Origin of the sequence: Sedimentitalea arenosa (genome assembly GCF_016428585.1) — a bacterium.
Classification (GTDB): Bacteria; Pseudomonadota; Alphaproteobacteria; order Rhodobacterales; family Rhodobacteraceae; genus Sedimentitalea; species Sedimentitalea arenosa.
This window is the reverse complement of the sequence record NZ_JAELVR010000012.1, coordinates 70,402-95,058: the sequence shown is the minus strand read 5'-3', so window position 1 is coordinate 95,058 and position 24,657 is coordinate 70,402. Positions and strand designations below refer to the sequence as shown.

At 66.7% G+C, this 24,657-nt stretch carries 28 protein-coding genes and 1 tRNA gene; 14 read left to right on the top strand and 15 right to left on the bottom strand.

Annotated features, from left to right (window positions below; genetic code table 11):
- Window positions 1-14 precede the first annotated feature (14 nt).
- The 3 genes from JF290_RS16965 to JF290_RS16955 all read right to left on the bottom strand — a co-directional run bounded on the left by JF290_RS16965 (window position 15) and on the right by JF290_RS16955 (window position 2,461).
- On the bottom strand, window positions 15-782 hold the full coding sequence (locus JF290_RS16965) for a DUF533 domain-containing protein (protein WP_199026084.1): 768 nt from the start codon (window positions 780-782) through the stop codon (window positions 15-17).
- Between the two features lie 13 nt (window positions 783-795).
- The gene (locus JF290_RS16960; protein WP_199026083.1) at window positions 796-1,644 is read right to left on the bottom strand and encodes a DUF533 domain-containing protein; all 849 of its coding nucleotides are present in this window, start codon (window positions 1,642-1,644) and stop codon (window positions 796-798) included.
- A gap of 94 nt (window positions 1,645-1,738) precedes the next feature.
- On the bottom strand, window positions 1,739-2,461 hold the full coding sequence (locus JF290_RS16955; RefSeq protein WP_199026082.1) for an endonuclease/exonuclease/phosphatase family protein: 723 nt from the start codon (window positions 2,459-2,461) through the stop codon (window positions 1,739-1,741).
- Between the two features lie 119 nt (window positions 2,462-2,580).
- On the opposite strand from JF290_RS16955, the gene JF290_RS16950 reads away from it, so the two are divergent.
- Complete coding sequence (locus tag JF290_RS16950; RefSeq protein WP_199026081.1) at window positions 2,581-3,456, top strand: DMT family transporter; 876 nt, start codon at window positions 2,581-2,583, stop codon at window positions 3,454-3,456.
- 4 nt (window positions 3,457-3,460) lie between these two features.
- Here the strand turns inward: JF290_RS16950 and JF290_RS16945 are convergent, their stop codons facing one another.
- Both JF290_RS16945 and JF290_RS16940 read right to left on the bottom strand, forming a co-directional pair.
- A complete protein-coding gene (locus JF290_RS16945) occupies window positions 3,461-4,879 on the bottom strand; it encodes a protein adenylyltransferase SelO (RefSeq protein ID WP_199026080.1) in 1,419 nt (472 codons plus the stop codon).
- Window positions 4,880-4,936: 57 nt separating this feature from the next.
- Entirely contained in the window at window positions 4,937-6,073 is a 1,137-nt protein-coding gene (locus tag JF290_RS16940) for an anhydro-N-acetylmuramic acid kinase (RefSeq protein WP_199026079.1), read from the bottom strand.
- Between the two features lie 63 nt (window positions 6,074-6,136).
- Between JF290_RS16940 and tyrS the strand changes: the two genes are divergently transcribed.
- Entirely contained in the window at window positions 6,137-7,381 is a 1,245-nt protein-coding gene (gene tyrS, locus JF290_RS16935; RefSeq protein WP_199026078.1) for a tyrosine--tRNA ligase, read from the top strand.
- On the opposite strand, the gene JF290_RS16930 is transcribed toward tyrS, so the two are convergent.
- Window positions 7,378-7,524 carry a hypothetical protein gene (locus JF290_RS16930; RefSeq protein ID WP_199026077.1) on the bottom strand — a complete coding sequence of 49 codons (147 nt, stop codon included), beginning with the start codon at window positions 7,522-7,524 and terminating at the stop codon, window positions 7,378-7,380. The two genes, tyrS and JF290_RS16930, sit on opposite strands and share 4 nt — an antisense overlap.
- Before the next feature lie 46 nt (window positions 7,525-7,570).
- Here JF290_RS16930 and JF290_RS16925 point away from each other — a divergent pair, with 46 nt between their 5' ends.
- The 4 genes from JF290_RS16925 (at window position 7,571) to JF290_RS16910 (ending at window position 11,127) form a co-directional block, all read left to right on the top strand.
- On the top strand, window positions 7,571-8,503 hold the full coding sequence (locus JF290_RS16925) for a GNAT family N-acetyltransferase (protein WP_199026076.1): 933 nt from the start codon (window positions 7,571-7,573) through the stop codon (window positions 8,501-8,503).
- 32 nt (window positions 8,504-8,535) lie between these two features.
- Window positions 8,536-9,291, top strand: coding sequence for a 3-hydroxyacyl-CoA dehydrogenase (locus tag JF290_RS16920; protein WP_199026075.1), 756 nt, complete (start codon window positions 8,536-8,538; stop codon window positions 9,289-9,291).
- 106 nt (window positions 9,292-9,397) lie between these two features.
- The gene (locus JF290_RS16915; RefSeq protein WP_199026074.1) at window positions 9,398-10,177 is read left to right on the top strand and encodes a quinoprotein dehydrogenase-associated SoxYZ-like carrier; all 780 of its coding nucleotides are present in this window, start codon (window positions 9,398-9,400) and stop codon (window positions 10,175-10,177) included.
- On the top strand, window positions 10,174-11,127 hold the full coding sequence (locus JF290_RS16910; protein WP_199026073.1) for a quinoprotein relay system zinc metallohydrolase 1: 954 nt from the start codon (window positions 10,174-10,176) through the stop codon (window positions 11,125-11,127). The genes JF290_RS16915 and JF290_RS16910 overlap by 4 nt, the downstream gene beginning before the upstream one ends.
- A gap of 2 nt (window positions 11,128-11,129) precedes the next feature.
- Here JF290_RS16910 and JF290_RS16905 read toward each other — a convergent pair whose 3' ends face one another.
- The 4 genes from JF290_RS16905 to JF290_RS16890 are packed head-to-tail and all read right to left on the bottom strand — an operon-like array spanning window position 11,130 to window position 14,867.
- Window positions 11,130-11,714 (bottom strand): PQQ-dependent catabolism-associated CXXCW motif protein, encoded by a 585-nt coding sequence (locus tag JF290_RS16905; protein WP_199026072.1) that lies wholly within the window; start codon window positions 11,712-11,714, stop codon window positions 11,130-11,132.
- Between the two features lie 3 nt (window positions 11,715-11,717).
- The gene (locus JF290_RS16900; RefSeq protein ID WP_199026071.1) at window positions 11,718-13,526 is read right to left on the bottom strand and encodes an ABC-F family ATP-binding cassette domain-containing protein; all 1,809 of its coding nucleotides are present in this window, start codon (window positions 13,524-13,526) and stop codon (window positions 11,718-11,720) included.
- A 31-nt stretch (window positions 13,527-13,557) separates the two neighbouring features.
- Window positions 13,558-14,394 (bottom strand): GNAT family N-acetyltransferase, encoded by an 837-nt coding sequence (locus JF290_RS16895; RefSeq protein WP_199026070.1) that lies wholly within the window; start codon window positions 14,392-14,394, stop codon window positions 13,558-13,560.
- 2 nt (window positions 14,395-14,396) lie between these two features.
- Window positions 14,397-14,867, bottom strand: coding sequence for an outer membrane protein assembly factor BamE (locus JF290_RS16890; RefSeq protein WP_199026069.1), 471 nt, complete (start codon window positions 14,865-14,867; stop codon window positions 14,397-14,399).
- Window positions 14,868-14,951: 84 nt separating this feature from the next.
- On the opposite strand from JF290_RS16890, the gene JF290_RS16885 reads away from it, so the two are divergent.
- From JF290_RS16885 to JF290_RS16850, 8 genes are all read left to right on the top strand, one after another.
- Window positions 14,952-15,488 carry a YceD family protein gene (locus tag JF290_RS16885; protein ID WP_199026068.1) on the top strand — a complete coding sequence of 179 codons (537 nt, stop codon included), beginning with the start codon at window positions 14,952-14,954 and terminating at the stop codon, window positions 15,486-15,488.
- Between the two features lie 216 nt (window positions 15,489-15,704).
- Entirely contained in the window at window positions 15,705-15,911 is a 207-nt protein-coding gene (rpmF, locus tag JF290_RS16880) for a 50S ribosomal protein L32 (RefSeq protein WP_199026067.1), read from the top strand.
- Window positions 15,912-15,932: 21 nt separating this feature from the next.
- Entirely contained in the window at window positions 15,933-17,054 is a 1,122-nt protein-coding gene (gene plsX / locus JF290_RS16875) for a phosphate acyltransferase PlsX (protein WP_199026066.1), read from the top strand.
- Window positions 17,051-18,022: a beta-ketoacyl-ACP synthase III gene (locus tag JF290_RS16870; RefSeq protein ID WP_199026065.1), complete on the top strand. Its 972-nt coding sequence runs from the start codon at window positions 17,051-17,053 to the stop codon at window positions 18,020-18,022. The genes plsX and JF290_RS16870 overlap by 4 nt, the downstream gene beginning before the upstream one ends.
- A 113-nt stretch (window positions 18,023-18,135) precedes the next feature.
- The gene (gene ihfA / locus JF290_RS16865) at window positions 18,136-18,438 is read left to right on the top strand and encodes an integration host factor subunit alpha (RefSeq protein ID WP_199026064.1); all 303 of its coding nucleotides are present in this window, start codon (window positions 18,136-18,138) and stop codon (window positions 18,436-18,438) included.
- A 15-nt stretch (window positions 18,439-18,453) separates the two neighbouring features.
- Window positions 18,454-19,452, top strand: coding sequence for a MerR family transcriptional regulator (locus JF290_RS16860; RefSeq protein ID WP_199026063.1), 999 nt, complete (start codon window positions 18,454-18,456; stop codon window positions 19,450-19,452).
- Window positions 19,453-19,512: 60 nt separating this feature from the next.
- Window positions 19,513-19,589: transfer RNA gene (locus tag JF290_RS16855), tRNA-Pro, on the top strand.
- A 52-nt stretch (window positions 19,590-19,641) separates the two neighbouring features.
- Complete coding sequence (locus JF290_RS16850) at window positions 19,642-20,721, top strand: 2'-deoxycytidine 5'-triphosphate deaminase (protein WP_199026062.1); 1,080 nt, start codon at window positions 19,642-19,644, stop codon at window positions 20,719-20,721.
- 2 nt (window positions 20,722-20,723) lie between these two features.
- Here JF290_RS16850 and JF290_RS16845 read toward each other — a convergent pair whose 3' ends face one another.
- The 5 genes from JF290_RS16845 to JF290_RS16825 form a co-directional block, all read right to left on the bottom strand.
- Window positions 20,724-21,026, bottom strand: coding sequence for a hypothetical protein (locus JF290_RS16845; RefSeq protein ID WP_199026061.1), 303 nt, complete (start codon window positions 21,024-21,026; stop codon window positions 20,724-20,726).
- A 72-nt stretch (window positions 21,027-21,098) separates the two neighbouring features.
- Window positions 21,099-21,704: an SMC-Scp complex subunit ScpB gene (gene scpB / locus JF290_RS16840; RefSeq protein WP_199026189.1), complete on the bottom strand. Its 606-nt coding sequence runs from the start codon at window positions 21,702-21,704 to the stop codon at window positions 21,099-21,101.
- A 53-nt stretch (window positions 21,705-21,757) separates the two neighbouring features.
- Window positions 21,758-22,549, bottom strand: coding sequence for a segregation and condensation protein A (locus JF290_RS16835; RefSeq protein ID WP_199026060.1), 792 nt, complete (start codon window positions 22,547-22,549; stop codon window positions 21,758-21,760).
- Window positions 22,542-23,546, bottom strand: coding sequence for a beta-N-acetylhexosaminidase (gene nagZ / locus JF290_RS16830; RefSeq protein WP_199026187.1), 1,005 nt, complete (start codon window positions 23,544-23,546; stop codon window positions 22,542-22,544). The genes JF290_RS16835 and nagZ overlap by 8 nt, the downstream gene beginning before the upstream one ends.
- Entirely contained in the window at window positions 23,543-24,601 is a 1,059-nt protein-coding gene (locus JF290_RS16825; RefSeq protein ID WP_233155486.1) for an SPOR domain-containing protein, read from the bottom strand. The genes nagZ and JF290_RS16825 overlap by 4 nt, the downstream gene beginning before the upstream one ends.
- Between the last annotated feature and the right edge of the window lie 56 nt (window positions 24,602-24,657).

Below are 24,657 nucleotides of genomic sequence, written 5' to 3'. Positions count from 1 at the left end.
CACAAGTGGGCCGCTCACTCCTGCCGATAGAGCAGCGGGCGGCCCATCTGGGCGTGCAGCGCATTGACGACATGTTCGTCCAGCCGCAACGCCTCGGCGAGGCGATGCAGAAAAACGGCTTCGGGCGGCGTGTCGAGCCGGATCGCCATCAGTGACGACGTGTAGACCTGCACGATCTGTCTCGGTGGCGTTGCAGCCGCCAGTGCGGTCACGTCGACCGGCGCGGCCAGCAATTCCTGGAGCAACGCAAGATGCTCGGGCTCAGGCGCCGGGCCAAGGCTTTCGACAATGACAGCCCTCTCGGCAGCGTCGATCTCGCCATCGGCCTTGGCCGCCATCAGGATCGCCCGCAGCAACAGCCTCGCAGACTGCTCGACCTCGGCCACTTCGCCGCCATCGTTGTAGGCGTCCAGCAACTCATCGATGCTCCTGCCGCTTTCGGACGCGGCGCCGCTCAGCGCGGTCAACATCGCGTCGGCACCCAGATCCGCCTCGGCGTCGCTGACCGACTCTGTTGCTGTCTCGCCACCCGTTTCGGGCAGCGGACTCCCGTCCATACGCGCCTTCAGCCGCTTTTTCATCGCCTCGCGCGCGCGGTCCTTGCCCCTGCCCTCCTTGAGATCAGTCACCACGGCGCCGACCTTCTCGCGCTTCTCCCGGGCGCTTTCGACCACCTCACGCGCGTGCCCCGCATCGACGATGGGATCGTCGTTGTCTTTCAAGAGGTCGCGCGACCGGGCGTATCCGACCGCGACCTTGGCCAATGTTCCAACCAGAGCCATCGTGACAAGCGTCTCAGCCGTAGAGAGGCGCCATGCCCATCTGCAAATGCAGAGCGTTGACCGTCTGCTGATTGAGCCCCATCGCGCGGGCCAGGCTGTCGAGATATTGCGCCTCGGCCTGGGTATCGACCCGGATCGACATCAGCGATACCGCGTAGACCTGCATCTTTTGCGCATCGGGCGTATCCGTCGCCAGCGACTCGACATCCACAGGCGCTGACAGTTGCGCCTTGATGAAGGCAATGTCGGCGGCATCCGCATCGTCACCGACGGTTTCCATTATCTTCGCCTGTTCCTCGGAGTCGATGTCGCCATCCGCCTTGGCCGCCTGGATGATCGCACGCAGCATCAGTCCGGCGGCCTCCTCGGCCTGTGGCACGGTCTCGGCGGTCTTGAACTGGTCGATCATCGCGCCGGTTCCCTTGCCGGTCGCCGCCGCGGCACCGCCGAGTGCGGCCAGGATGCCCGCCATGCCCGGACCGGTTCCCCCGGCCGCGGCCGCCTCGCTCAACATCCCGCCCTTGGTCTTTGAGGACGCACCGGCCCCGCCCAGCGCCGACAGGTCGATCCCGCTCTGCTGGGCCATCTTGGCGAACATGCCCTGCAGATCGCCCATGCCGCTGCCGCTGGTCATCTTGGCGATCATGTCCTGCAAGCCGCCCATCCCGGCGCCCCCGGTCATTTGGGCCATCATATCCTGCATGTTGCCAAGCCCGGGAGCCTGGTCCGCCTGCGCCTCATCGGGCGCGATCTTCGCGCCTCCGAACAGATCGCCGATCCCCTGCCCGCCGCTCATCCTGTCGATCCCGCGTGCGGCAGCGTAGCCGATCGCCACCTTTGCCAGTGTCCCCATCAGGCTCATGTCGTCTCTCCCCCGTTCAACAAAGCTTTCTGTTCATCCGCCCACGTTGACAGATGATTCTGACATGTGAAGCAAAATCATGCGATTTGCGCCCTCAACGCGCCTCGGCAAGCGTCAGATCGGCCCAGATCGGCAGGTGATCGGATGCCACATGCGCCGGTCGTTCGCCATAAACCCCATGCCGTGGCGCCGTCAGGCCCGGCCCCAGCGCGATGCGATCCAGCGGTCCCATCGGGCGCGGCGCCGGAAAACTGGGGAGCGCGGGCAGGAACCGCATGTGGGGCGCGCTGTGTTCAAGCGTTGGTCGGCGCGCCCAGTCGTTAAAATCGCCGGCCCATACTGTCGGCATGGGCGCCCAGGTCGCAGCCTCGGCGGACAGGTGCAACACCTGCATGCGACGATATTGGCCGATCAACCCGAGATGCAGGCCGACGATGCGGAGCGGACCGAGCGGCGTCATGAATTCCACGCGAACGGCCCCGCGGGGCTCAAGCCCCGGCAAGGTAAGATGCGCCATTTGGGTCAGCGAAATGTCCAGCCCGCGCCAGATCACCGCGTTGCCATGCCAGCCGAGCGAACCTGCGCCGCCCAGGTCGGCGATCTGCCAACCGGCCTCGTTCAGCACGAAATGCGGCAGGGCGGCAGGACGTGGCGGCAATCTCTTGTCCGCCTCCTGCAGGACCACCACCGATGCGCCGACGCCATCGAGCACCTGCAGGATTCGCCGGGGACGGCGGCGCATGTCCAGGCCGACGCATTTCTGGATGTTGTAGCTGGCCAGACGCAGCAGATCCGGCTCTGGCGGGGGCGGTTTCATGCGGCGGTGTCGGTCCCTGTTGGTGCGTCACTTTCTTGTGCGAGCAGATCGCGCGCTTCGCAACCCCGGAGACCTGACAAACGCTTGACTTGTGAACCATCTGCGCATCCTTTGTGCGGATGGAACAGAAACGCGCGATCGACGGGTTCGGGGCGGCGGCCCTGATCGGTTTCGCCGCGATCCTCGCGTTCAACCAGGTCGTCATCAAGGTCACCGGCGGCGGTTTCGGCCCGGTATTCCAGGCCGCGCTGCGCAGCATCGGCGCGACGGTTTTCCTGCTGATCTGGATGCGCCTGCGTGACATCCCTCTGCTCCCGCCCCAAGGCACGCTGACCTGGGGCCTCGTTTCGGGCCTCGTGTTCTCGTTCGAGTTCATTTGCATCTACAACGCGCTCGATCTGACGACGGTGTCGCGTGCGTCGATCATCTTCTACTCGATGCCGGTCTGGGTGGCGCTTGCGGGACATGTCCTGCTGCCCGGCGAACGGCTGAACACGCAACGCGCGCTCGGCCTTGCGCTCGCCCTCGCGGGCGTCGCGCTCGCGTTTGCCGACCGACGTGGCGGCGAGGCCAGCCTCGCGGGCGACCTCTTCGCACTCGGCGCCGCGCTTGGATGGGCCGCGATCGCGATCATGGTGCGGGTGACGCCGATGCAAAGGATGAAACCCGAAACGCAGCTGCTCTGCCAGGTGGCGGTCTCGGCCGTGGTCCTGATGGCACTGGCACCCCTCTTCGGCGAGTTGATCCGGGCGCCGCAATGGATCCACGTGGCGGGGCTGGCGTTCCAGGCCATCGTCGTGGTCGGGCTTGGATACCTCATGTGGTTCTGGCTGATGACGATCTACCAGGCCAACGGGGTCGCGTCCTTCTCCTTCCTGTCCCCTGTGCTGGCGGTGTTCTTCGGCTGGGCGATCCTGGGCGAGACCATCGGCTTGCAGATCTGGATCGCGCTGGCGCTGGTCGCGGCGGGGATCACGCTGATCAACCGGAAATAGCGGTTCAGGTCCCGCAGAAGGTCGCGGCAACCGCTTCACCGGCCGCCGGCGGACGCGCCAGATCGGCGTGGTCCGGCTGATCCTCGAAGGGGCGTGCCAGTACCGTGTTCAGGCGATCGAACGGCGCGTAGTCACCGTTCACCGCTGCCTCGATCATCTGTTCGACACGGTGATTGCGCGGGATGAAAGCCGGGTTCGCGCGCCGCATCACGGCAACGGGGTCGGGTTCACTCTCGATCCGTGCGCGCCACTTTTCGGCCCAGGCATCGAAAACCGCGGGATCGGCGAACTGGTCGCGGGCCGCCTCGCCTGAAAGGGCCCTGAATCCATTGGTGAAATCGACCTGTCCGGCGGCCATCCGATCCAGCAGATCGTTGATCAGAACGTGGTCGTCCCCGCGCGCTTCAGTGATGCCGATCTTGGCCCGGAACACCGACAGCCACCGCTCACGGATCAGTCCGGGCATGGCATGGACGATCTCGGTCGCGTCCTGCACCGTGTCTTCCGGCGTCTCGACCTGCTGTATCAGCGCCGTCGCCAGTTGCGCGAGATTCCACACCGCGATGTCGGGCTGATTCGAGTAGGCATAGCGCCCCATCCGGTCGATCGAACTGAACACCGTATCCGGGTGATAGACATCCATGAAGGCGCAGGGCCCGTAATCGATTGTTTCGCCCGAGATCGAGGAATTGTCGGTGTTCATCACCCCGTGGATGAAACCGACCCCCATCCAGCGCGCGATCAGGTCGGCCTGCGCATCGCGCACCGCCGCCAGAAGCCCCATCGGGCCGTCGGCGTCGGGGTAGTGCCGCGCGATGGCGTAATCCGTCAGTTGCTTGAGGCTGCGCGCATCGCCGCGCGCGGCGAAGATCTGGAAGGTGCCGACGCGCAGGTGACTGGCGGCGACCCGAGTCAGGACGGCGCCGGGCAGCACCGCTTCGCGATAGACCGGCTCGCCGGTTTCCACCGCCGCCAGCGCGCGGGTGGTCGGAATCCCGAGGGCATGCATCGCCTCGCTGACCACGTATTCGCGCAGCACCGGGCCAAGCCAGGCGCGACCGTCGCCGCCACGGGAATACGGCGTGCGCCCGGACCCCTTGAGCTGGATGTCCCGGCGCTGACCGTCGATGCCCACGGTCTCGCCCAACAACACCGCACGCCCGTCGCCAAGCTGCGGATTGTATTGCCCGAACTGGTGGCCGGAATAGAGTTGCGACAGCGGAGACGCCCCCTCGGGCGTCCGGTTGCCGGCAAAAACCTGTGCCATCTCCTCTGTGTCGCCCGGCTCGATCCCGAGGATCCGGGCGAGGTCGTCATTGAAGGCGACCAGTCGGGGCGCCTTGACCGGGTCGGGCGCCTGCGACGAGTAGAAGGTCGCAGGCAGCCGCGCATAACTGTTGTCAAAGGGGATCGTCAGCGTCATGGGCTCAACATAGGTATCGCGCGGCCAATTGCCAGCGAGCGGAGGATGCACTCGGTGCTACGCGGGCAAACCGGCGCGCTCCGGGCGGCTGATCCGCCCGCCCCCCACGGCGGCGGCGACTCCGGTGGTGCCGGGGCAGGAGGTCGGCAGTCCCCGCGCGACCCGGACCGCAAGGAACCCGAAGGCCTGCGCCTCGAGCATGTCGCCATCCAGCCCGACCGCCTCGACGGGATCGACCTGGCAATCCAACGCCGCGCGCAGCATTTGCATCAGGACGGGATTGTGCCGTCCGCCCCCGGTGACCAGCATCCGCGCGGGCAGGCTCGGGCAATGCTCCATCGCCATCACCACGCCGGTCGCGCACATTCCGGTCAGCGTCGCCGCGGCGTCCGCGTCGTTCAGATCGCTGACCTTTCCGACGATTTCCGCGAAATCGTTGCGGTCCAGCGATTTCGGCGGAGGGCGCGTGAAGTAGGACTCGTTCAGGAACGCTTCGAGCGCACCGGCAGCGACGTTGCCCTGCGCCGCCAGCGCACCGTCCCGGTCCATGCCCTGCCCCAGGCGCGACTGCATCAGATCGTTGAGAGGCGCATTCGCGGGGCCGGTATCGAAGGCCAGCAGGGCGCCAGCCGCATCGGGCGTGGCGTGAGACGGGTCGATGTAGGTCAGGTTGCCGACGCCGCCGAGATTGAGGAAACAGATCGGCTCCGTCGCCCCGATCATCTTGGCACAGGCGAAATGAAAGAACGGGGCCAACGGGGCCCCCTCGCCGCCCATGCGCACGTCGTCGCTGCGAAAATCCCAGACAACCGGCACACCTGCCCGATGCGCCAGAGCCGCGCCATCGCCGACCTGCAAGGTGCCCCGTCCACGCGGCTCGTGCGCGAGGGTCTGACCATGAAACCCGACCATGTCGACATCGTCGAACTCCGCCAGCAACTCGGCATGCGCAGAATCGATCACCGCTGCCGCCGCATCGACCTCGGGCCCGCTCCAGCGCCCGAGCGCCGCGCGCAGTACCGCCTGTTCCTCGGGGCTGTAGGGACGATAGCGGCTGGACCCGAACCCCAGCAGCCAATGCCCGTCGGTTTCCACAATCGCGGCATCGACTCCGTCAAGCGACGTACCCGACATCATGCCCACGGCGCGGACCGGTCCGACGTCCCTGCCTCGTTTGCCTGCGGCCTTATTCATGGCCTTTTCCTTTGTTCAACTGCCCCCTATACACTGCCCCGCAACATCACCCCGAGGCAAGCCATGACCTACCATCCCAAATCGGATTTCATCGCCATCATGATGGAACGCGGCTTTCTGGCCGACTGCACCGATTACCAGGGCCTGGACGACGCCATGATCGCGGGCGTGGTGCCGACATATATCGGCTACGACGCGACGGCCAAGTCCCTGCATGTGGGCCATCTGCTGAACATCATGATGTTGCGCTGGCTGCAGAAAACCGGGCACAAACCGATCACCTTGATGGGCGGCGGCACGACCAAGGTGGGCGACCCGTCGTTCCGGTCTGACGAACGCCCGCTGTTGGGGCCAGAACAGATCGACGAGAACATCGCCGGGATGAAACAGGTCTTCGCCAAGTACCTGACCTATGGCGAGGGCGCGACGGACGCCCTGATGCTGAACAATGCCGAATGGCTGGACGATCTGAACTATCTCGATTTCCTGCGCGACATCGGGCGCCATTTCAGCGTCAACCGGATGCTGTCGTTCGAAAGCGTGAAATCGCGGCTCGACCGCGAGCAATCCCTGTCGTTTCTCGAATTCAACTACATGATCCTGCAAGCCTATGATTTTCTGGAGCTAAATCGCCGCTATGGGTGCCTGCTTCAGATGGGCGGCAGCGATCAATGGGGCAATATCGTCAACGGTATCGATCTGACCCGCCGGGTTCTGGACCACGAAATCTATGGCCTGACCTCGCCTCTGTTGACCACGAGCGACGGACGCAAGATGGGCAAGAGCCAGGGCGGCGCGATCTGGCTGAACGCCGACATGCTTTCACCGTACGAATTCTGGCAGTTCTGGCGCAACACGACCGATGCGGATGTGGGCCGCTTCCTGAAGCTCTACACCGAGCTTCCCGTCGAGGAGTGCGACCGGCTCGGCGCGCTGGAAGGTGCCGAGATCAACGAAGCCAAGATCCGGCTGGCCAACGAGGTCACCGCCCTGTGCCACGGGGCCGAGGCCGCCGCCACCGCAGAGGCGACCGCGCGCGATGTATTCGAAAAGGGCGGAATCGGCGATGACCTGCCGACACTGTCGCTGACGCAGGAGGATCTGCCGATCTCGATCGTGCAGGCGATCGTGCGTGCTGGGCTCGCCAAGTCCGGCAAGGAAGCCAAGCGGCTGATTGCCGAGAACGGTGCGCGGATCGACGATGAGCCGCTGACAGATGCCGGGCTGATGCTTGACACCGCCGCGCTGGCCTCGCCCGTCAAGTTGAGCGCGGGGCGCAAGCGGCACGCGCTGCTGCAACTGGGCTAGAACACCAACCAGTCGGCCAGACTGAGCAATAGGAAGACCGGAACCGACAGGGCGGTGGCAAGCAACAGCGCCGCCGCCCGCGTCGGACGCGGTGGCGTCGCCGCAATCGCGCTGATCTTCTGACGTTTGTCCGAGTGTCTCATGCCGCCATTAACGCGCTCTTAGGTTAAGGCGCGGTAAATCCGGGTGATGTTCGACATTCCGCACGACACAACCTGCGCGCTGCCCCTGCAGCAGCACCCGTTCTTCGCGATGGCCCTCTCCGCTTGCGGGCGACCGCCCCTGATGCTGGACGAGGCACCCGCCAGATTGGTGATGCGGCGCCGGTTCAAGGGCGGATTGACGCTGTCGATGCTGTCTCGGGTGCAGGTGCCAACCGGACCGGACGACCTGGAGCAGCTGCGCATCGCCCTTGGACGCGGTCCGGTGATCCTGTCGCCGGATGCGCCCTGTCCCGAATTGGCGGGGTATGGACTCGTGCCATTGATGACGCCCGCGACGCTGGTCGAACTCGACCTGACGGGTCCCGAGCAGACCCGGCGCGCCCGGCTGCACCCGAAATGGCGCAACCGGCTGCGGCAGGCGGAACAGAGCCCGCTTCGGGTGACCCGCTGCGCCTTTCCTGCTGATCCCGGTCATTGGCTGCTGCGCGCGGATACGCTGCAACAGCGCCGGCGCGGGTATCGGACCTGGCCCGAGGCGCTGACGCTGGCCTATGCGGCGCAAGCGCCCGAACAGGCCCAGCTCTTCACCGCACAGGTCGGCAACCGGATCGTCGCCGCCATGCTGTTCCTGCGCCATGGCGCGATCGCGACCTATCACATCGGCCATACCAACACCGAAGGACGCGCCTTGTCGGCACACACGCTGCTGCTCTGGACCGCCGCCTGCTGGCTTGCCGAGCAGGGACATCTGCGGCTCGACCTCGGCCTGATCGACACCCAGCGCGCGCCGGGCCTTGCACGGTTCAAGCTGGGCGCGGGGGCGACACCGCGGCGCCTTGGTGGGACCTGGGGCTGGTGGCCGCCGCTGGGGCGCGCACTGGCCCCGCTCGCCCGGCTGGATCGCGCTCGAATGGAACCGCCGCCCGGCTGGACAGGCCCGGACCGCCCGTGTATCTGAACAAGCGTTCAAATCAGCGGGAGGAGCGGGACATGGAACTTTCGACCACGGCAGCGATCATCACGGGCGGCGCGTCCGGTCTGGGCGAAGCCACCGCCCGCCACTTTGCCGAGCATGGCGCGCAAGTCACGATTCTCGACCGCGACGCGGAACGCGGCGCACGGGTCGCCAGCGAAATCGGCGGGCACTTCGCCGAAACCGATGTCACAGACGAAGAGTCCGTCGCGGCCGCGGTGAAGCTGGCCACGGAACGGATGGGCCGGATCACCGCCACGGTGAACTGCGCCGGCATCGCCTATGGCATCAAGACGATCGGCAAGGACGGACCGCACCCGCTCGACTCGTTCCGCCGGACCATCGACATCAACCTGATCGGCACCTTCAACGTCTGCCGGCTGGCCGCACTCGAAATGGCCAAGAACGATCCCGAACCTGACGGCGCGCGCGGCGTGATCGTGAACACCGCCTCGATCGCGGCTTTCGACGGGCAGAAGGGACAAGCCGCCTATGCGGCCTCCAAGGGCGGCGTGGTCGGCATGACCCTTCCGATGGCACGCGACCTTGCCGGCAGCGGTATCCGCGTGATGACCATCGCACCGGGCATTTTCATGACCCCGATGCTGGCGGGCCTCCCCGAGGACGTGCAGAAATCGCTGGCCGCCGATGTGCCGAACCCGGCGCGCCTCGGGGATCCGGCGGAATACGGTCGGCTCGCCGGCTTCATCGTCGAGATGGGCTATCTCAACGGCGAGGTGATCCGCATCGACGGCGCGCTCAGGATGCGCTGAGCGCCCGACCAAGGTCGGATGTCGACAGGGGCGCCTGTCGTGTTAATCTTGGGCGGCGAGGATCCGCTGCCGAGGCGGTCGCTCGCCAGACCGGGAGGACCTAGACATGCTGAGACCCCTGTTGGCCGCGCTGTCACTCGCCACCGCCGCTGCAGCGGCGGACGACGTGCGCACCCCGCTCACGGACCCGCTAGGCTCGGGAATGTGGTCCTATCACCAAAAGGAACTGCTCGGCGACCCGCTCGACATCCGCTTTGACGACCGCGTGATCGTGCAGGGGCCGGCGAACGCCGAGGACACGGTCAACGTCCCTCTCCTGGTCGATGCGACCGCGATCGGCGATGTCGAGGAGATCCGCATTTTCGCCGATTACGGGCCGATCCCGCATATCCTGACCTATCATCCCGGGCAGGCCGCACCCAAGATCGCCCTGCGCTTCAAGATCGACCAGGCCACGGCCATCCGCGCCGCGGTGCGGAGCGCCGACGGAGCGTGGCATGTCGGCAGCACCTATATCGATGCCGCGGGAGGGGGCTGCACCGCCGCCTCGCACGCCTATGCGAGCGACGACTGGGAAGAACGTCTGGGCATGATCCACGGCCAGGTCTGGGCCGATACGGGGCGGGCGCGGATGATCGTGGATCATCCGATGGACACCGGCCTCGCCGACGGCATTCCCGTCTTCATCATAGAAACGCTCGACATCTCGGACACGCAGGGCCAGCCGATCGCGCGGCTCGACCTGCACGAACCGGTCAACGAGGATCCCGCCTTCACGCTCTATTTCGAACCCGACGCCACGCCCGAAGCCCTGCGCATCACGGGCCGCGACAACAATGGGAACGACATCGACGGTCTCATCACGGTGGCTGGTTACAACGGATGATCACCACACGACGCCGCGCCTGCGCCCTGATCGGCGCCACGGCCACAATCGGCCTGCCCAACCTGCCCTTCGCACAGGCACGGCTGAGCTATGACCTGCAGCCGAAACCCGCCGGTCCCGGCATCTGGATGATCGAAGGCAGCACCGACTATTTCTCGATGGACAATGGAGGCGCCATCGTGAACTGCGTGCTGCTGCAGGGTGACAGCGGTCTGATCGTCATCGACACCGGCCCCTCGCGGCGCTTCGGAGAGGCACTCGCCGGGGTCGCCCGCACGCTCGATCTCCGCGGCGTTTCCGCGGTGGTCAACACCCATCACCACCCCGACCATTTCTTCGGCAACCAGGTTTTCGCAACCCAGCCGATCCATGCGCTCGGCGACACGATCCGCCTCGCGCAGGACGAGGGCGACGGCTTCGCCGACAACATGTACCGCCTGCTCGGCGACTGGATGCGCGGCACCGAGGTGGTTCCCCCGCGCAACGTGTTGGACGGCGGCGAAGTGACGATCGACGGGCGCGCCTTCACCGTGCTGCCGCTGTCCGGCCACACGGCGGCGGACATGGCCCTGCTCGACCAGCGTTCGGGCCTGTTGATCGCCGGGGATCTCGTGTTTCACGACCGCGCCCCGACGACGCCATCGGCCGACCTCGCGCAATGGTCCGCCGCGCTCGACACGCTCGAGGCCACGAACGCCGCGGCGATCCTGCCCGGCCACGGGCCGCTCGACCAGGCGGGCGCATCGATCGCGCAGACGCGCGCCTATCTCGACTGGCTGAACACGACCCTGCGCCAGTCGGCGCGCGACGGGCTCGACATGATCGAGGTGATGCAACTGCCGCTGCCGGAACGCTTCGCCGCGATGGGCGCGCAGCCCGACGAATACCAGCGATCGGTCTCGCATCTGTTTCCGGACATCGAACTGGCGGTCTTGCCTCGGGCGAACTGAGGTCAGTCCACGTCCACCGGCACAGGGCGCACCTCCTGCAGCGTGCCCCCGATGTCCAGCCAGCCGTCCGTCCCGTTTCGGAACCAGAACACACGCGTGTAGCCCAGCCCGGCGATCCGTTGTGCCGCGTTCCAGCTGATCCAGCAATCCGAGATGCAGAACACCACGATCGGGCGCGCCGTGTCGCCATCCGTGGCCCGCGCGAGATTGTCGACGAGGTAGCGCAGGATCGCGGGCTGAATCGCCCCCGCCCCGGTTTCCGGCAACCACAACGCGCCGGGCAGGCTCATACGGGGTTTGGACACCAGCCAGGTGCCGTCAAGTTCATCGAACCGTGACTGCGCCGCTCCGAACACGTCAAGCGCCAGCGCCCCGTTCGCGAGCAGCGTCCGCGCCTCCTCTGCGGTCACGACCTGCGCGGGCGGCGGAATATCCTCGGGCGTCGGCGCGCGGTGGCGCGAGATGCGATAGCCGGTGTCCGGATCAAAGAGTTCGGGTCGGGCGGCCTGCATTTCGGCATAGGACGCGGCGGACATCGGCGTCGCCAACAGACACAGCACCCCGAAGAGAACGCTGCGCCGGACCATTCGCTAGCCTCCCGCCTTTTCTTCCAGCGTCAGCCAATCTTCCTCGGCCTCCACCAGCCGGCCCTGGCGCGCCACCAGCGCCTCGGTCGCCTTCTTGAACTTGAGCGGCTCGCGCGTGAAAAGCTCGGGATCGGCCAGCAGGGTTTCGAGCTTGGCGATCTCGGCCTCCAGTCGTTCGATTTCGCCCGGCAACGATTCGAGCCGGTGCTTCTCGGTGAAGGACAGGCCCGCTTTGCGGGCGGCCGGTTTCGCGGGTTTCTCCCTGGTCGGCTTCGGCTTGGCCGGTGCCTCGACCGCATCGTCGGGGCCGCGTTGGGCCACGTAGTCGCTCCATCCGCCCGCATAGACAGTCGCGCGGCCATGGCCGTCCAGCACCACGGTGCTGGTCGCCACGCGGTCGAGGAAATCGCGGTCGTGGCTGACCAGCAGAACCGTCCCGTCATACTCGTCGAGAATCTCCTGCAACAGGTCCAGCGTCTCGACATCCAGGTCGTTCGTCGGCTCGTCCAGCACCAGCAGGTTGCTCTGCCGGGCCATCAGCCGCGCCAGCAGGAGCCTTGCCTTTTCGCCCCCCGACAGCGAGCGCACCGGCGCGCGGGCCTGCGCCTCGTCAAACAGGAAATCCTTGAGATACCCGACCACATGGCGCGGCGCGCCCCGCACCATCACCTGGTCGGCCTTGCCCGAAACCCGGATGTCCGAATCCCCGGTCAAGCTTTCCCAGAGGCTCATGTCGGGGTCGAGCTGCGCACGCGCCTGGTCGAAAACGGCGATCTCGAGATTGGTGCCCAGTCGCACGCTGCCGGTGTCGGGCGCGATCTCGCCCAGAAGCAGCTTGAGAAGGGTCGTCTTGCCCGCGCCGTTCGGGCCGACAAAGGCCACCCGGTCGCCCCGTTGCACGGTCAGCGAAAAATCCTGCACGATTGGGCGCGCGCCGAACGCCTTGGCGATACCGACCGCTTCGATCACCTTGCGCCCGGATTGCGGCCCCGACTCCAGCGACAGGTCGGCCGTCCCCTGGCGGCGGATTTGGCCGGCGCGTTCGGCCCGCAGCCCCTGCAGCGCCCGCACCCGGCCCTGGTTGCGCTTGCGCCGGGCGCTGATGCCCTCGACCGCCCAGCGCGCTTCGGCCTTGATCAGACGGTTCAGCTTGTGGCGCTGCATGTCCTCCTCGGCCCAGATCTCGTCACGCCAGGCCTCGAATGCATCGAACCCCTTGTCCTGGCGGCGCACGATGCCCCGGTCGACCCAGAGCGTCGCCCGCGCCAGTTGCCGCAGGAACGCCCGGTCGTGGCTGATCAGCACGAAACCTGCGCGCGTGGCGCCCAACTCGCGCTCAAGCCAGCCGATCGCCTCGATGTCCAGGTGGTTGGTCGGCTCGTCCAGCAGCATCAGGTCGGGCGCCTCGCCCATCAGCTTGGCCAGCGCCGCCCGCCGTCGCTCGCCGCCCGATGCGGTCTCCACCGCCCGCGCGGGATCGAAGCGCAATCCCTCACCCGCACGCTCGACACGATAGAGCTCACCCGGATCGAGGTCGCTCGCGGCATAGTCCCCGAGCGTGGCGAAGCCCGAAAGATCCGGGTCCTGCTCCATGTAGCCGACGCTCTGCCCGGGCGTCAGCACGACCTCGCCCGCGTCGGGCTCGACCAGACCCGCCATCACCTTCATCAGGGTCGACTTGCCCGACCCGTTGCGTCCGACCAACGCCAGCCGGTCGCCCGGCTGCACCACGAGGTCGAGCCCGGAAAACACCGGGTCGCCACCGAAGGTCAGGGAAATGCCCGACAGCTGAAGCAGGGGAATGCGCGCCATGAGCGTCTGCTACCGCCCCGCCACGACAGCGTCAACGCGCCGCTTCATCTTTGCCCAAATACTCCCGCCGGAGGCTCCCGTCTTCACCGGCAATGCGCCGCAGCAAGGCCTTGCGCGCCGGTGGAATGGCGTCGATCTCGACCCCGGTGAACACGTGCAGGGTATTCATCTCCCGATCCACCACCGCGTGATCGCTGACCCAACCTCCCATCGTCAGGTAGCTGCGCAGAAGCGACGGCATCCGCGACACGCCCGTTGCCGGATCGAAAGGAGACTGGGTATCGGCTGCGAACCTGTGGATCTCCGGCGCCCGCGGTCGCGGCGCCCATCGCGCGGGCGCCAGATGCCGCGCCCGCAGCAAAGCGAAACAGTCGCGGTAAGGCGCCGCTTCGAGCCCCGGAAAGGACGAGCAGCCCATCAGCAGGCGCGCGTCCGTGTCGTCGACCATCCGTGCCAGCGCCCCCCACGCAATGCGCAGCACGTCCGGATCCGCCACGCCGGGATGAACGCAGAACCGCCCAAGCTCCAGGATCGGCCCCGGAAACGCCGTCAACGCCGCAAGATCGTAGAAGCGCGCCGCATAGCTCGCCTCTGCCGCCTCCTCGGGCGTGAGCAGCAGGGTCCGGAACACGCCCACCAGCCGACCGTGGGAGAGATCGGTGACGAGGAAGTGGCGGCAGCGCCCGTCCCACTCGTCACGGTCCGGCGCGCGGATGTCGAAGCACAGCGCCCGCAACGCCTGCGCCCGGGCGATCTCGTCCGGATCCTCGGTGCAAGAGACCGTGTACCGCCCGCGGCGCAACACGACGCGCGACTCGGGCGGCCCGTTCGCGGAGCGCTCCGGCGCGGGAAAGCCGGACAGGCGCATCCCTATTCCGGCAGCGCGTCTGTCGGGCTGAAGTTGCCGAGATTGCCGAGAAGCTGGCGCAGGAAGCTGGTGTTGTTCACCGACGTCTCGGTCACACGGCGGTTGAGCGCGATCACGCGCCCATCCTGCAGGCTGTAGCGTTCGATGTTCTCGACCACCCCGCGCTGGCTGAAGCTGATCGCGACCAACTGGCGCTCGACCACGCGCGGCTGGGTAGCGCCATAGTGGCGCATCCGGCTGCTGACGTAGTAATAGCCGCCATCGTTCAGAACACCCGACGCGGTCGGCGCGCCGATGGTCTCGGCCACCGTGTCGCGGGTATCCACGCCGACGGTGACCTCGGCGAGGTCTTCCTCGGTCGGCACGTATCCGTGGTCGCGATAGATCGCGGTGCAGCCCGCCACCGTCGCCACGAGCCCCGCGACCACGACGACACGGGCCATCCGTTTCACCTGCGCTGCGGTTCCGCCCATGGGTGCCCTCTTGTCTTGGCGCCTTGCGCCTCTTATCCCGATTATAGAAACCAACCGCCGGGTTCAAGAAACGAAAGCTGCACGATGACCGACAAGACTGCCTTGCGGGTCGCCGACCTGTCCCAGAACACCCCAACCGCGTTCGACCTGCGCCCGGGAGCCGAGGTGCTGAAGGCCCTCGCCGCGGAACTCGGCCTGCAGGGATTGCGCAAGCTGCGCTTTGCCGGACAGATCGCCGCGCAGGGCCGAAAGGACTGGGTTCTCACGGGCGAGTTGGGCGCAACCGTGGTCCAGCCCTGCGTCGTTTCGCTCGAGCCGGTGACCACGCGCATCGACACCGAGGTGCGCAGGACCTTTCTCGCCGACATGCCCGAGATCGAGGCGGAAGAGGTCGAGATGCCCGAAGATGACACGCTGGAACAGCTCGGCCCGGTCATCGATCCGGCCGTGGTCATGGCCGAAGCCTTGGCCCTGGCGTTGCCGCTCTACCCCAGGACCCCGGACGCCGCACTGGGAGAATCGGTCTTTGCCGAACCGGGGGTCACCCCGATGCGCGACGAGGATACGCGCCCCTTCGCGGGACTGGCCGGCCTGCGCGATGCGCTCGCCAAGGACGACTGACGCGGCCCCGGCCGCCTGTCTGCGGCGAGCGCCGGAAAAACTGCTTGCACCGCGCGTGAATCGAAGTATTTTCGCGCGCTCATCGGATTTAAGATTGGACATCGGGCGGGCCTCGGCCTAAACGCACGTCACGCCGGTCGGATCGATACGCGAAACGAACACTGCAACTCGGCCCTCGGGATCGCCCGCCGGCCCCTATCAGACAAAGGTTGAGACATGGCTGTCCAACAGAACAAAGTATCCAAGTCGCGCCGCAACAACCGTCGTGCGCATGACGCTCTGGTTGCTGCAAACCCGAACGAATGCCCCAATTGTGGCGAGCTGAAGCGCCCGCACCACGTGTGTGCGGCCTGCGGCCACTATGACGACAAGGAAATCGTCGCCCTGGCCGACGAAATCGATCTGGATGAAGACGCGGCCTAAGAAGGCCAGACAGGCCTTTGCATGACGGCTCAGTCCGATCAGACCACAGCAAACGCCGACCGCATCATCATTTCGGTTGACGCCATGGGTGGGGATAACGGCCCTTCGGCCGTTGTCGCGGGTATTGCGAAATCCGCCGACAAGAATCCCCAGGTCGGGTTCATCCTGCACGGTCCCGAAGAGACCCTCAGACCGCTCGTCGACAAGCGCGACGTGCTGTCCGGGCGTGTGCGCTATTGCGACACGCCCGACGTTGTCTCGATGGAGGACAAGCCCAGCCACGTGATGCGCAACGGCAAGGGCACGTCGATGTGGTCGGCGCTGGAATCCGTGCGCAACGGCGAAGCCCAGGGCGCGGTGTCCTGCGGCAATACCGGTGCGCTGATGGCGCTGAGCGTGATCCGTCTGCGCAAGCTGCCCGGCGTCAACCGCCCGGCGATCGCCATCCTCTTTCCCTCGACCAATCCGCAGAATTTCAACGTGATGCTGGATGTCGGCGCCGATATCCGCGCCGATGCCCGCGACCTGCTGCAATACGCGCTGATGGGCGCCTCCTATGCGCGCAACGGGCTCAACCTGAAACGTCCGCGCATCGGCTTGCTGAATGTCGGCACCGAGGAACACAAGGGGCGCTCCGAGTTGAAGGAAGCGCATGGCCTGATCGCGCAATTCACCGATCAGGCCGATTTCGACTTCGTGGGATTCGTCGAAGGCTCCGACATCTCGGGCAACAAGGCCGACGTGATCGTGACGGACGGCTTCACCGGCAATGTCGCGATCAAGACCGGCGAAGGCACCGCCAGCCTGATCGGCGCGCTGCTGCGGCAAGCGTTCGAATACTCGATCCTGTCGCGCCTCGCCTCGGTACTCGCGATCTCCTCGCTCGACCGGCTGAAGAAACGGATCGATCCGCGCAGGGTCAATGGCGGCGTGTTCCTGGGCCTGAACGGCACCGTGGTCAAGTCCCATGGCAGCGCCGATGCGACCGGCGTGTCCGCGGCGGTCAAGCTGGCCTTCAAGCTGGCGCAATCCGGCTTCGCCGAAAGACTGGCGGCGCGGGTTGCATCCACCGTTGAGCTGACCCAAGATGCCGTCGAACTGGCCGATCCAGTGCCGGAACACCAAAAAGAAGGTCAGGCATGACAAGTCGCGCAGTTGTCGTTGGCGTCGGGCATTACCTCCCCCAGCGGGTGGTTCCGAATTCCGAGTTCGAGGCAACGCTGGACACGAGCGACGACTGGATCCGCTCGCGCTCGGGGATCGAGCGGCGCCATTTCGCCGCCGATGACGAAACCACCTCCGAGCTCGCCACCGAAGCGGCCCGCGCCGCCCTCGCCGATGCCGGGCTGAAACCCGACGACATCGACGCCATCGTGCTGGCGACCTCGACGGCGGATCTGACCTTCCCCTCCGCCGCGACGATGGTGCAGGCCGCACTCGGCATGACCCGGGGCTTCGCCTTCGACCTGCAGGCCGTCTGCGCCGGCTTCGTCTATGCGCTGAGCACGGCAAACGCGATGATCCTTTCGGGTCAGGCCAAGCGTGTCATGGTGATCGGGGCCGAAACCTTCAGCCGCATCATGGACTGGACCGACCGCAGCACCTGCGTGCTGTTCGGCGACGGTGCCGGGGCGCTCATTCTCGAACTGCAGGAGGGGACCGGCCAGCCCGACGATCGCGGCATCCTCGCCACCGATCTCAACTCGGACGGACAATTCCGGGAATTGCTCTATGTCGACGGCGGTGTGTCGACCCAGAGCACCGGCTTTCTGCGCATGCAAGGCAACCAGGTGTTCCGCCACGCGGTCGAAAAGCTCGCCGCGACGGCGGAAACCGCGCTCGGCAAAGCAGGTCTTTCGGCGGCGGATGTCGACTGGATCGTGCCGCATCAGGCCAATATCCGCATCATCCAGGGCACCGCCCGGAAAATGGGGCTGGACATGGACCGGGTCATCGTCACGGTTCAGGATCACGGAAACACCTCGGCCGCCTCGATTCCGCTGGCCCTGTCGGTCGCGCGGCAGAGCGGGCAGATCAAGACCGGCGACCTGATCGTGACCGAAGCAATCGGTGGCGGGCTCGCCTGGGGCGCGGTTGTGTTGCGGATGTAATCCGCCCGTGCAGATTGCACGCGCGAACCTGCTGATGCGTGCTCTTGCAAATCATTGATATTGACAGTGAAATTGCCTCCGACCTATGCTCCCCGGCAAAACAGGGGGACAAGATGGGCGAAAAGACTCTGACTCGGATGGATCTGAGCGAAGCTGTGTTCCGCGAAGTCGGCCTGTCGCGCAACGAAAGCGCGCAGTTGGTCGAAAGCATGCTGGAGCACATGTCCGATGCGCTGGTGCGGGGCGAACAGGTCAAGATCTCGTCTTTCGGCACCTTCAGCGTGCGCGACAAGTCCGCGAGGATCGGCCGCAATCCCAAGACCGGCGAGGAAGTTCCGATCCAGCCGCGCCGCGTTCTCACCTTCCGCCCGTCGCACCTGATGAAAGATCGCGTCGCCGCCGGCAACAAGACCTGATCCGGAGCCTGTCAGATGACCAAGTCGCCCGATGCGTTCCGCACGATCAGTGAAGTCGCGGAGTGGCTTGGCGTGCAGGCACATGTGCTGCGCTTCTGGGAGAGCAAGTTCTCGCAGGTCAAACCGGTCAAGCGCGCAGGGGGACGGCGCTATTACCGCCCCTCCGACATGCAGCTTCTGGGTGGCATCAAGAAACTGCTGCACGATGACGGGCTGACCATCAAGGGTGTCCAGAAAATCCTGCGGGAACATGGCGTTGGCCATGTGGTGGCACTGTCCCCGGCGCTCGAGGACGGGACCGAAAGCGCGGTCGGGACCGGCGCTGAACCCCCTGTCCGCGACGCGACGGTGTTGAATTTTCGCAGCGCCGCATCCACCACCGCGGATGACGAGGATGAAGACGACGACGAATTCCCGGTGCAGCAAACGATGCCGCTGCCCGAACTCGATCCGGATGACGAGGATTTCGACGACGACGATCGAGAAGACAGCGAACCGGACGAAGACTTGACCGACATCCCGCAGCAGCAAGACGATCCCGTGACCGCGGCGCCCGACATGGCGCCGCCGAACACGCCGCTGCCCCAAGGTCCTCTGCCGGTGTCCGCCGACGCAATGCCCGAAACGGTCGCGCGCCCCCTGTCCGAACCGGACATTGCGCCCCAGGCGACGCCCGCGCCCGAACAGGCGCCCACACCCGCGACCGCCCCTCCGAAACAGCCCGAGCAGGCCCCCAGCCTGCCCTCCTTCATGCATCGCGGTGGTATGGCCCGGTCCGAGGCAAAGCCCGACACAACGGCGCCCCCGCCTGCACCCGAAACCGAAAAACCCCCTGCGCGCGTCATCGACGCGCCTGATCCGCCGGCCGAATCCGACCTGCCCGCCACACCCGGCCTCTTGTCGCGCCTCGCCCGCACAGACCGCCTGTCGCCGGACGAAGCGGCCGAACTGGCACCGATCGCCCGCGAGTTGCGAGCCTGGCTCGACCGGGCGTCGGCTTCGGGGATCGCGTAAGCGGATAAAGATGATTTGCCCTTGCTCCCGGTTCGAAAACCGGTATGAACACCCCATCGTCGGGCTATGGCGCAGCCTGGTAGCGCGTCCGTCTGGGGGACGGAAGGTCGCAGGTTCGAGTCCTGCTAGCCCGACCAAATCACACCGACGATGCGACCCCGCCTTCCCCCGCACACGAGAGGGAACGGCATGAACGGGGTCAGTCCGAATCAGCATATCAGCGAGATGGTCGCGACCGGCGTGATCTCGGCCACGTCGCCAATCACCGAAGGGCAGATTCAGCCCGCCAGCCTCGACTTGCGGTTGGGGACGCGGGCGTTCCGCGTGCGCGCCTCGTTTCTCGCCGGGCGCAAGCGGACAGTCGCCGAACGGCTCGCGGATTTCCGGATGCACGAGATCGATCTGACCGGCGGCGCCGTGCTGGAAAAAGGCTGCGTCTACGTCGTGCCGTTGATGGAAAGCCTCGCCCTGCCCGCCGGCATGTCGGGCGCCGCCAGCGCGAAATCCTCGATCGGGCGGCTCGATCTTCTGACTCGGGTCATCACCGACCACGGCGTCGAATTCGACCGCGTGCCCGAAGGCTATTCCGGGCCGCTCTATGTCGAGATCTGCCCGCAGAGCTTCTCCGTGATCGCCCGCACCGGGCAGATGCTGAACCAGATCATCTTCCGCACCGGCAGCACCGTGATCGACGACACGGCCCTGCGCGCACTGCACGCGGAGTCACCGCTCGTGACCGGCGAGGCGACCATTTCCAACGGGCTGGGCTTTTCGGTCGATCTGTGTCCGGACAAGGGCGATCTCGTCGGCTATCGCGCCAAGCCGCACACCGGCGTGATCGACCTTGCGCGGTTGAACTACTACGATCCGGCCGATTTCTGGGAGCCGGTGCGCACCCGAGACAGCTGGATCATCCTCGACCCCGGCGCGTTCTATATCCTCGTCAGCCGAGAAGCCATCGCGATCCCCCCCAACTGCGCGGCCGAGATGGCCCCCTATCTCGCGATGGTGGGCGAGTTTCGCGTGCATTATGCGGGGTTCTTCGATCCGGGATTCGGCCACGCCGCCGCCGGCGGCACGGGATCACGCGGCGTGCTGGAAGTGCGGTGCCACGAAGCCCCCTTCGTGCTCGAACACGGCCAGATCGTCGGGCGGCTCGTCTATGAACGCATGGCCGAGGTTCCGACGCAGCTCTACGGGGCCGAGATCGCGTCGAACTATCAGGGCCAGGGGCTGAAACTGTCCAAGCACTTCCGCGCCCCGGACTGATCCTACATCTTCGACGCGCGCCGCGCGAGGCGGGCCGCCCGACGGGCTTGACGCGCGGCCTTCTGCGCCTGTTTCTGCTGGGGCGTCAGACCTTGCTTCTGGCCCCCCTGCTCCGGTGCCGCCTCGGCCTGCTGCGCCGACCGTGGCTCCACCTGCCGCGGTTGGGGCCGGGGGCCGGATGGGGGGTCTGGCGCGCGTTTTCGTCCCATGCCCGCGGCCATGTCCATGCCCTTGTTGACCCCCGTGTTGATCGCACGGCGCATGATGATGCGCGTGACCATGTTGACGAGCTGGTTCAGGTTCATCGCGGCCCCCTTTCGTTGCGTTCTTGTGGCAATCTAGCCCCTGAATTGGCCGATTTCAGGGCCCGGACAGGTTCAATCCTCGAAAAGCTCGGGCTGGCCCGCGCCGATCTGGTCCTCGTCGTCCTCCGCCTCGCCCAGGGCGAGCGCGCCGGGCGGCGGTCGGTTTTCCAGCAGGCCGGCCGCCCGCAATTCCTTCAGGCCCGGCAGGTCACGTGCGTTCTCCAGCCCGAAATGATCCAGGAACTCGGGCGTGACCACGAAGGTCACCGGCCGTCCCGGTGTCATCTTGCGCCGTCCGAAGCGGATCCACTCCATCTCGAGCAGTTGATCGACGGTTCCGCGTGACACCGAAACACCGCGGATCTCCTCGATCTCGGCGCGCGTCACCGGCTGGTGATAGGCGATGATCGCCAGTGTCTCGATCGCAGCACGGCTCAGCTTGCGCGTTTCGACGGTTTCCTTCTGCATCAGGAAGCCGAGGTCCGGTGCGGTCCTTATCGCCCAGGCCTCGCCCACATGCACCACGCGCACGCCGCGCCCCTCATAGCGTTTGCGCAGCCGGACCAGCGCCTCTGCGGCGTCGCATCCATGCGGCATCCGTGCTTCCAGATCGCGCACCGTCACCGGTTCGGCGCTGGCGAACAGGACCGCCTCGACCATGCGCTCCTGTTCGGCCATCGGCGGCGCGTCGAACAGGCTGTCGGTATCGCTCTCGTCGCGGGTCTCGTCCGTCACGAGCTGTCCCCTTTTCTGCGCAGTTGGATCGGCGCGAAGGTCTCGGCCTGCCGGATTTCAAGCTGCCCTTCCTTGACCAGTTCCAACGAGGCCGCGAAGGTCGCCGCGGTGGCCGACCGCAACCTGACAGGGTCGCCGTCCCAGCCGTCGGGCATATAGGTGGTCAGGTCCGTCCAGGTGCCGGCAAAGCCGATCAGCGGCCGCATCCGCTCCAGCGCCTGCTCCATGGTAAAGACCGAATCCCGGTCCATCACGAACGGGCGGAACTCGTCACGGGTGCGGATGCGCGCATAGCCCTGCATCAGGTCCAGCAGGGTGGCGTTGTACTTGACCGTCCGGATACGGGTCACGTCCTCGGCCTGCCCGCGGGCGAAAAAGTCGCGTCCCAGCCGGTCACGGGCCATGAGCCGCGCCGCGGCGTCCCGCATCGCCTGCAGGCGTTCCAGCTGAAACGCCAGGTGCGCCGCAAGGTCTTCGCCCGATGGCCCCTCCTCGGTCGGGTCGGGGGGCAGCAACAGGCGGGACTTCAGGAAAGCGAGCCAGGCCGCCATCACCAGGTAGTCGGCTGCCAGCTCGATGCGCAGCGCCTTGGCGCGTTCGATGAAGCCCAGATATTGCTGCGCCAGTTGCAGGACCGAGATCTTGCGCAGATCGACCTTCTGGGTGCGTGACAGGGTCAGCAACACGTCGAGCGGGCCTTCGAACCCGTCCACGTCGACGATCAACGCTTCGGCGGCCATGCGTTCGGCCACCGACATGCTGTCTTCCTCGAACTGGTTGTCAGCCATCGACCCGCCCGCTCATCAGGCGGGAAAGGTCGGCCTCCAGGGCGGGAATGTCAAGCGCGTCGGGGCTGCGGCGCGCGGCCAGCGCGGCCTCTGCGCGGGTCTGTGCGGCAGCCGTCATGCGCCCCGCCGCCTCGGTCACCTCGCGGCGTTCGGCAAGGGTGCCGTTGCAGTGCAGGATCACGTCGCACCCGGCCTCGAGCGCCGCGCGCGACAGCTCGGCCAGGCTGCCCGAGAGCGCCTTCATCGAAATGTCGTCGGTCATGATCAGGCCGTCAAAGCCGATCTGTTCCCGGATCACGCGCATCATCCGGGGCGAGGTGGTCGCCGGCTCCGGCGCGATGGCGTCATAGACGACATGCGCGGTCATCCCCATCGGCAGGTCGTTCAGCGCACGGAACGGCGCGAAATCGGTGTCCTGCAGCGTCTCGGCGTCAACCGCCACGTGCGGCAGGTCGAAATGGCTGTCCTGCGTCGCGCGGCCATGGCCCGGAACATGCTTGAGCACCGGAAGCACTCCGCCGTCAAGCAGCCCCTGCGCCACCGCCCGCCCGATGGCCGCGACCCGCGCGGGAGCATCGCCATAGCAGCGGTTCTTCAGGAAGTCATGCGTCCCGGGCCCGGCTACGTCGACCATCGGCGCGCAATTGCTGTCTATGCCAAGCGCGCGCAATTCATGCGCGATCAGGCGATAGCGCAGGTACATCGCACGTTCCGCCATGTCGCCAGCCTGCGACACGTGGTCGAGCGGCGGCAGCCAGTCGCGCGCCAAGGGCGGGCGCAGGCGCTGCACCCGGCCGCCCTCCTGGTCGATGGTGATCGGCGCCTCGCGCCCCACCGCCTCGCGGAAATCGCCACAGAGCGCGCGGATCTGGTCGGGCGTGTCGAGGTTGCGGGCGAAGAGGATGAACCCGAACGGATCGGCTTCGCGGAACAAGGCCTTCTCGTCCGCCGTCAGCCGCAGGCCATCGGCATCCAGGATCGTCGCGCCGAACGTCACCGGGCGGCGACCGGTATGCAATCGGCCTTCTCGGCCACCAGCGCCGAACAGAAGCGCCGCGTGTCGTTCAGGTCATCGAACCCCATCGCGCGCAGACGATAGAAGGTGCGCCCGCCGCTGGTCGCCTTCTGGATCACCCGGTCCTTGCCGTCGAGATAGTCGGCGAAACGCCCGTTCAGACGCTCCCATTCCTGCTCGGCGACCTCGCGGCTCTCGAACGCCCCCAACTGCGCCAGCCGGGTTCCCGCCGGAATGCTGTCAGGGTCCACATCGCGCACCGGGGCGTCGACCGCCGGCATCACGAGCGCGGCCTGGATCAGCTCGGCCGGTCGGGTCTGCGGACGCGGCGAGCGTTTCAGCCCCGGCCCGGTGATCACGGCGGCGATGACCGGTTCGGCGGCGTCCTCGGCGTCCTCGACCAGCTCGGCAACGGACTCCTGCATCGGCGCCGCAGCTACGGGCGTGCTCATCGACACCTTGACGATCTTCGGGCCGTCCGCCGCGACGCCCGCGGGCGCCTCGCCCGGCAGAACCTCGGCGATCAACTGGTTGACCATCGCCTGCATCGTGTCGGCGGGTTCGGGAGCCTCGTCGGCCACGTCTTCGTCCGCCACGGTTTCGATGATGTCCACGTCGCTGTCGATATCATGCGCCGCGGGATCGGGCTCCGCCGCCGCCGCCGCGATCACCGGCAAGGGCTTGTCCTCGGCAAGCAGATCGACCGGGCGCGGCGCCAGCACCAGACGTTCGGCCGGCGCCTCGGCGCTGCCGCGCGCGGCGACCGCATTCACCGCCAGGCCCTGGTGATCCGCCGGTCGTCCGCCCGGATCGGCCGGGGCCTCGCGCATCGGCCCCTCGACCGCGCGGACCACAGGCACGCCGGACACATCCCGCATCACCAGCTTGTAGCCCCACAGCGCGACGCCCGCGACCAGCGCCAGCGACGCCGCCGCCCCCAGCACGTTCAATGCCGTTCCGACCCGGGCCGCCGCGCCCGGAGCTGCCGTGTCTGAATCCATGAAGCCCGCGTCCTGCGCGGGATCGAAATCTGCCATGTCCGCCTCACTGCCCGCTGGCATCCGAAATGCGGATGCGCCGGGTTCTCTGGTCT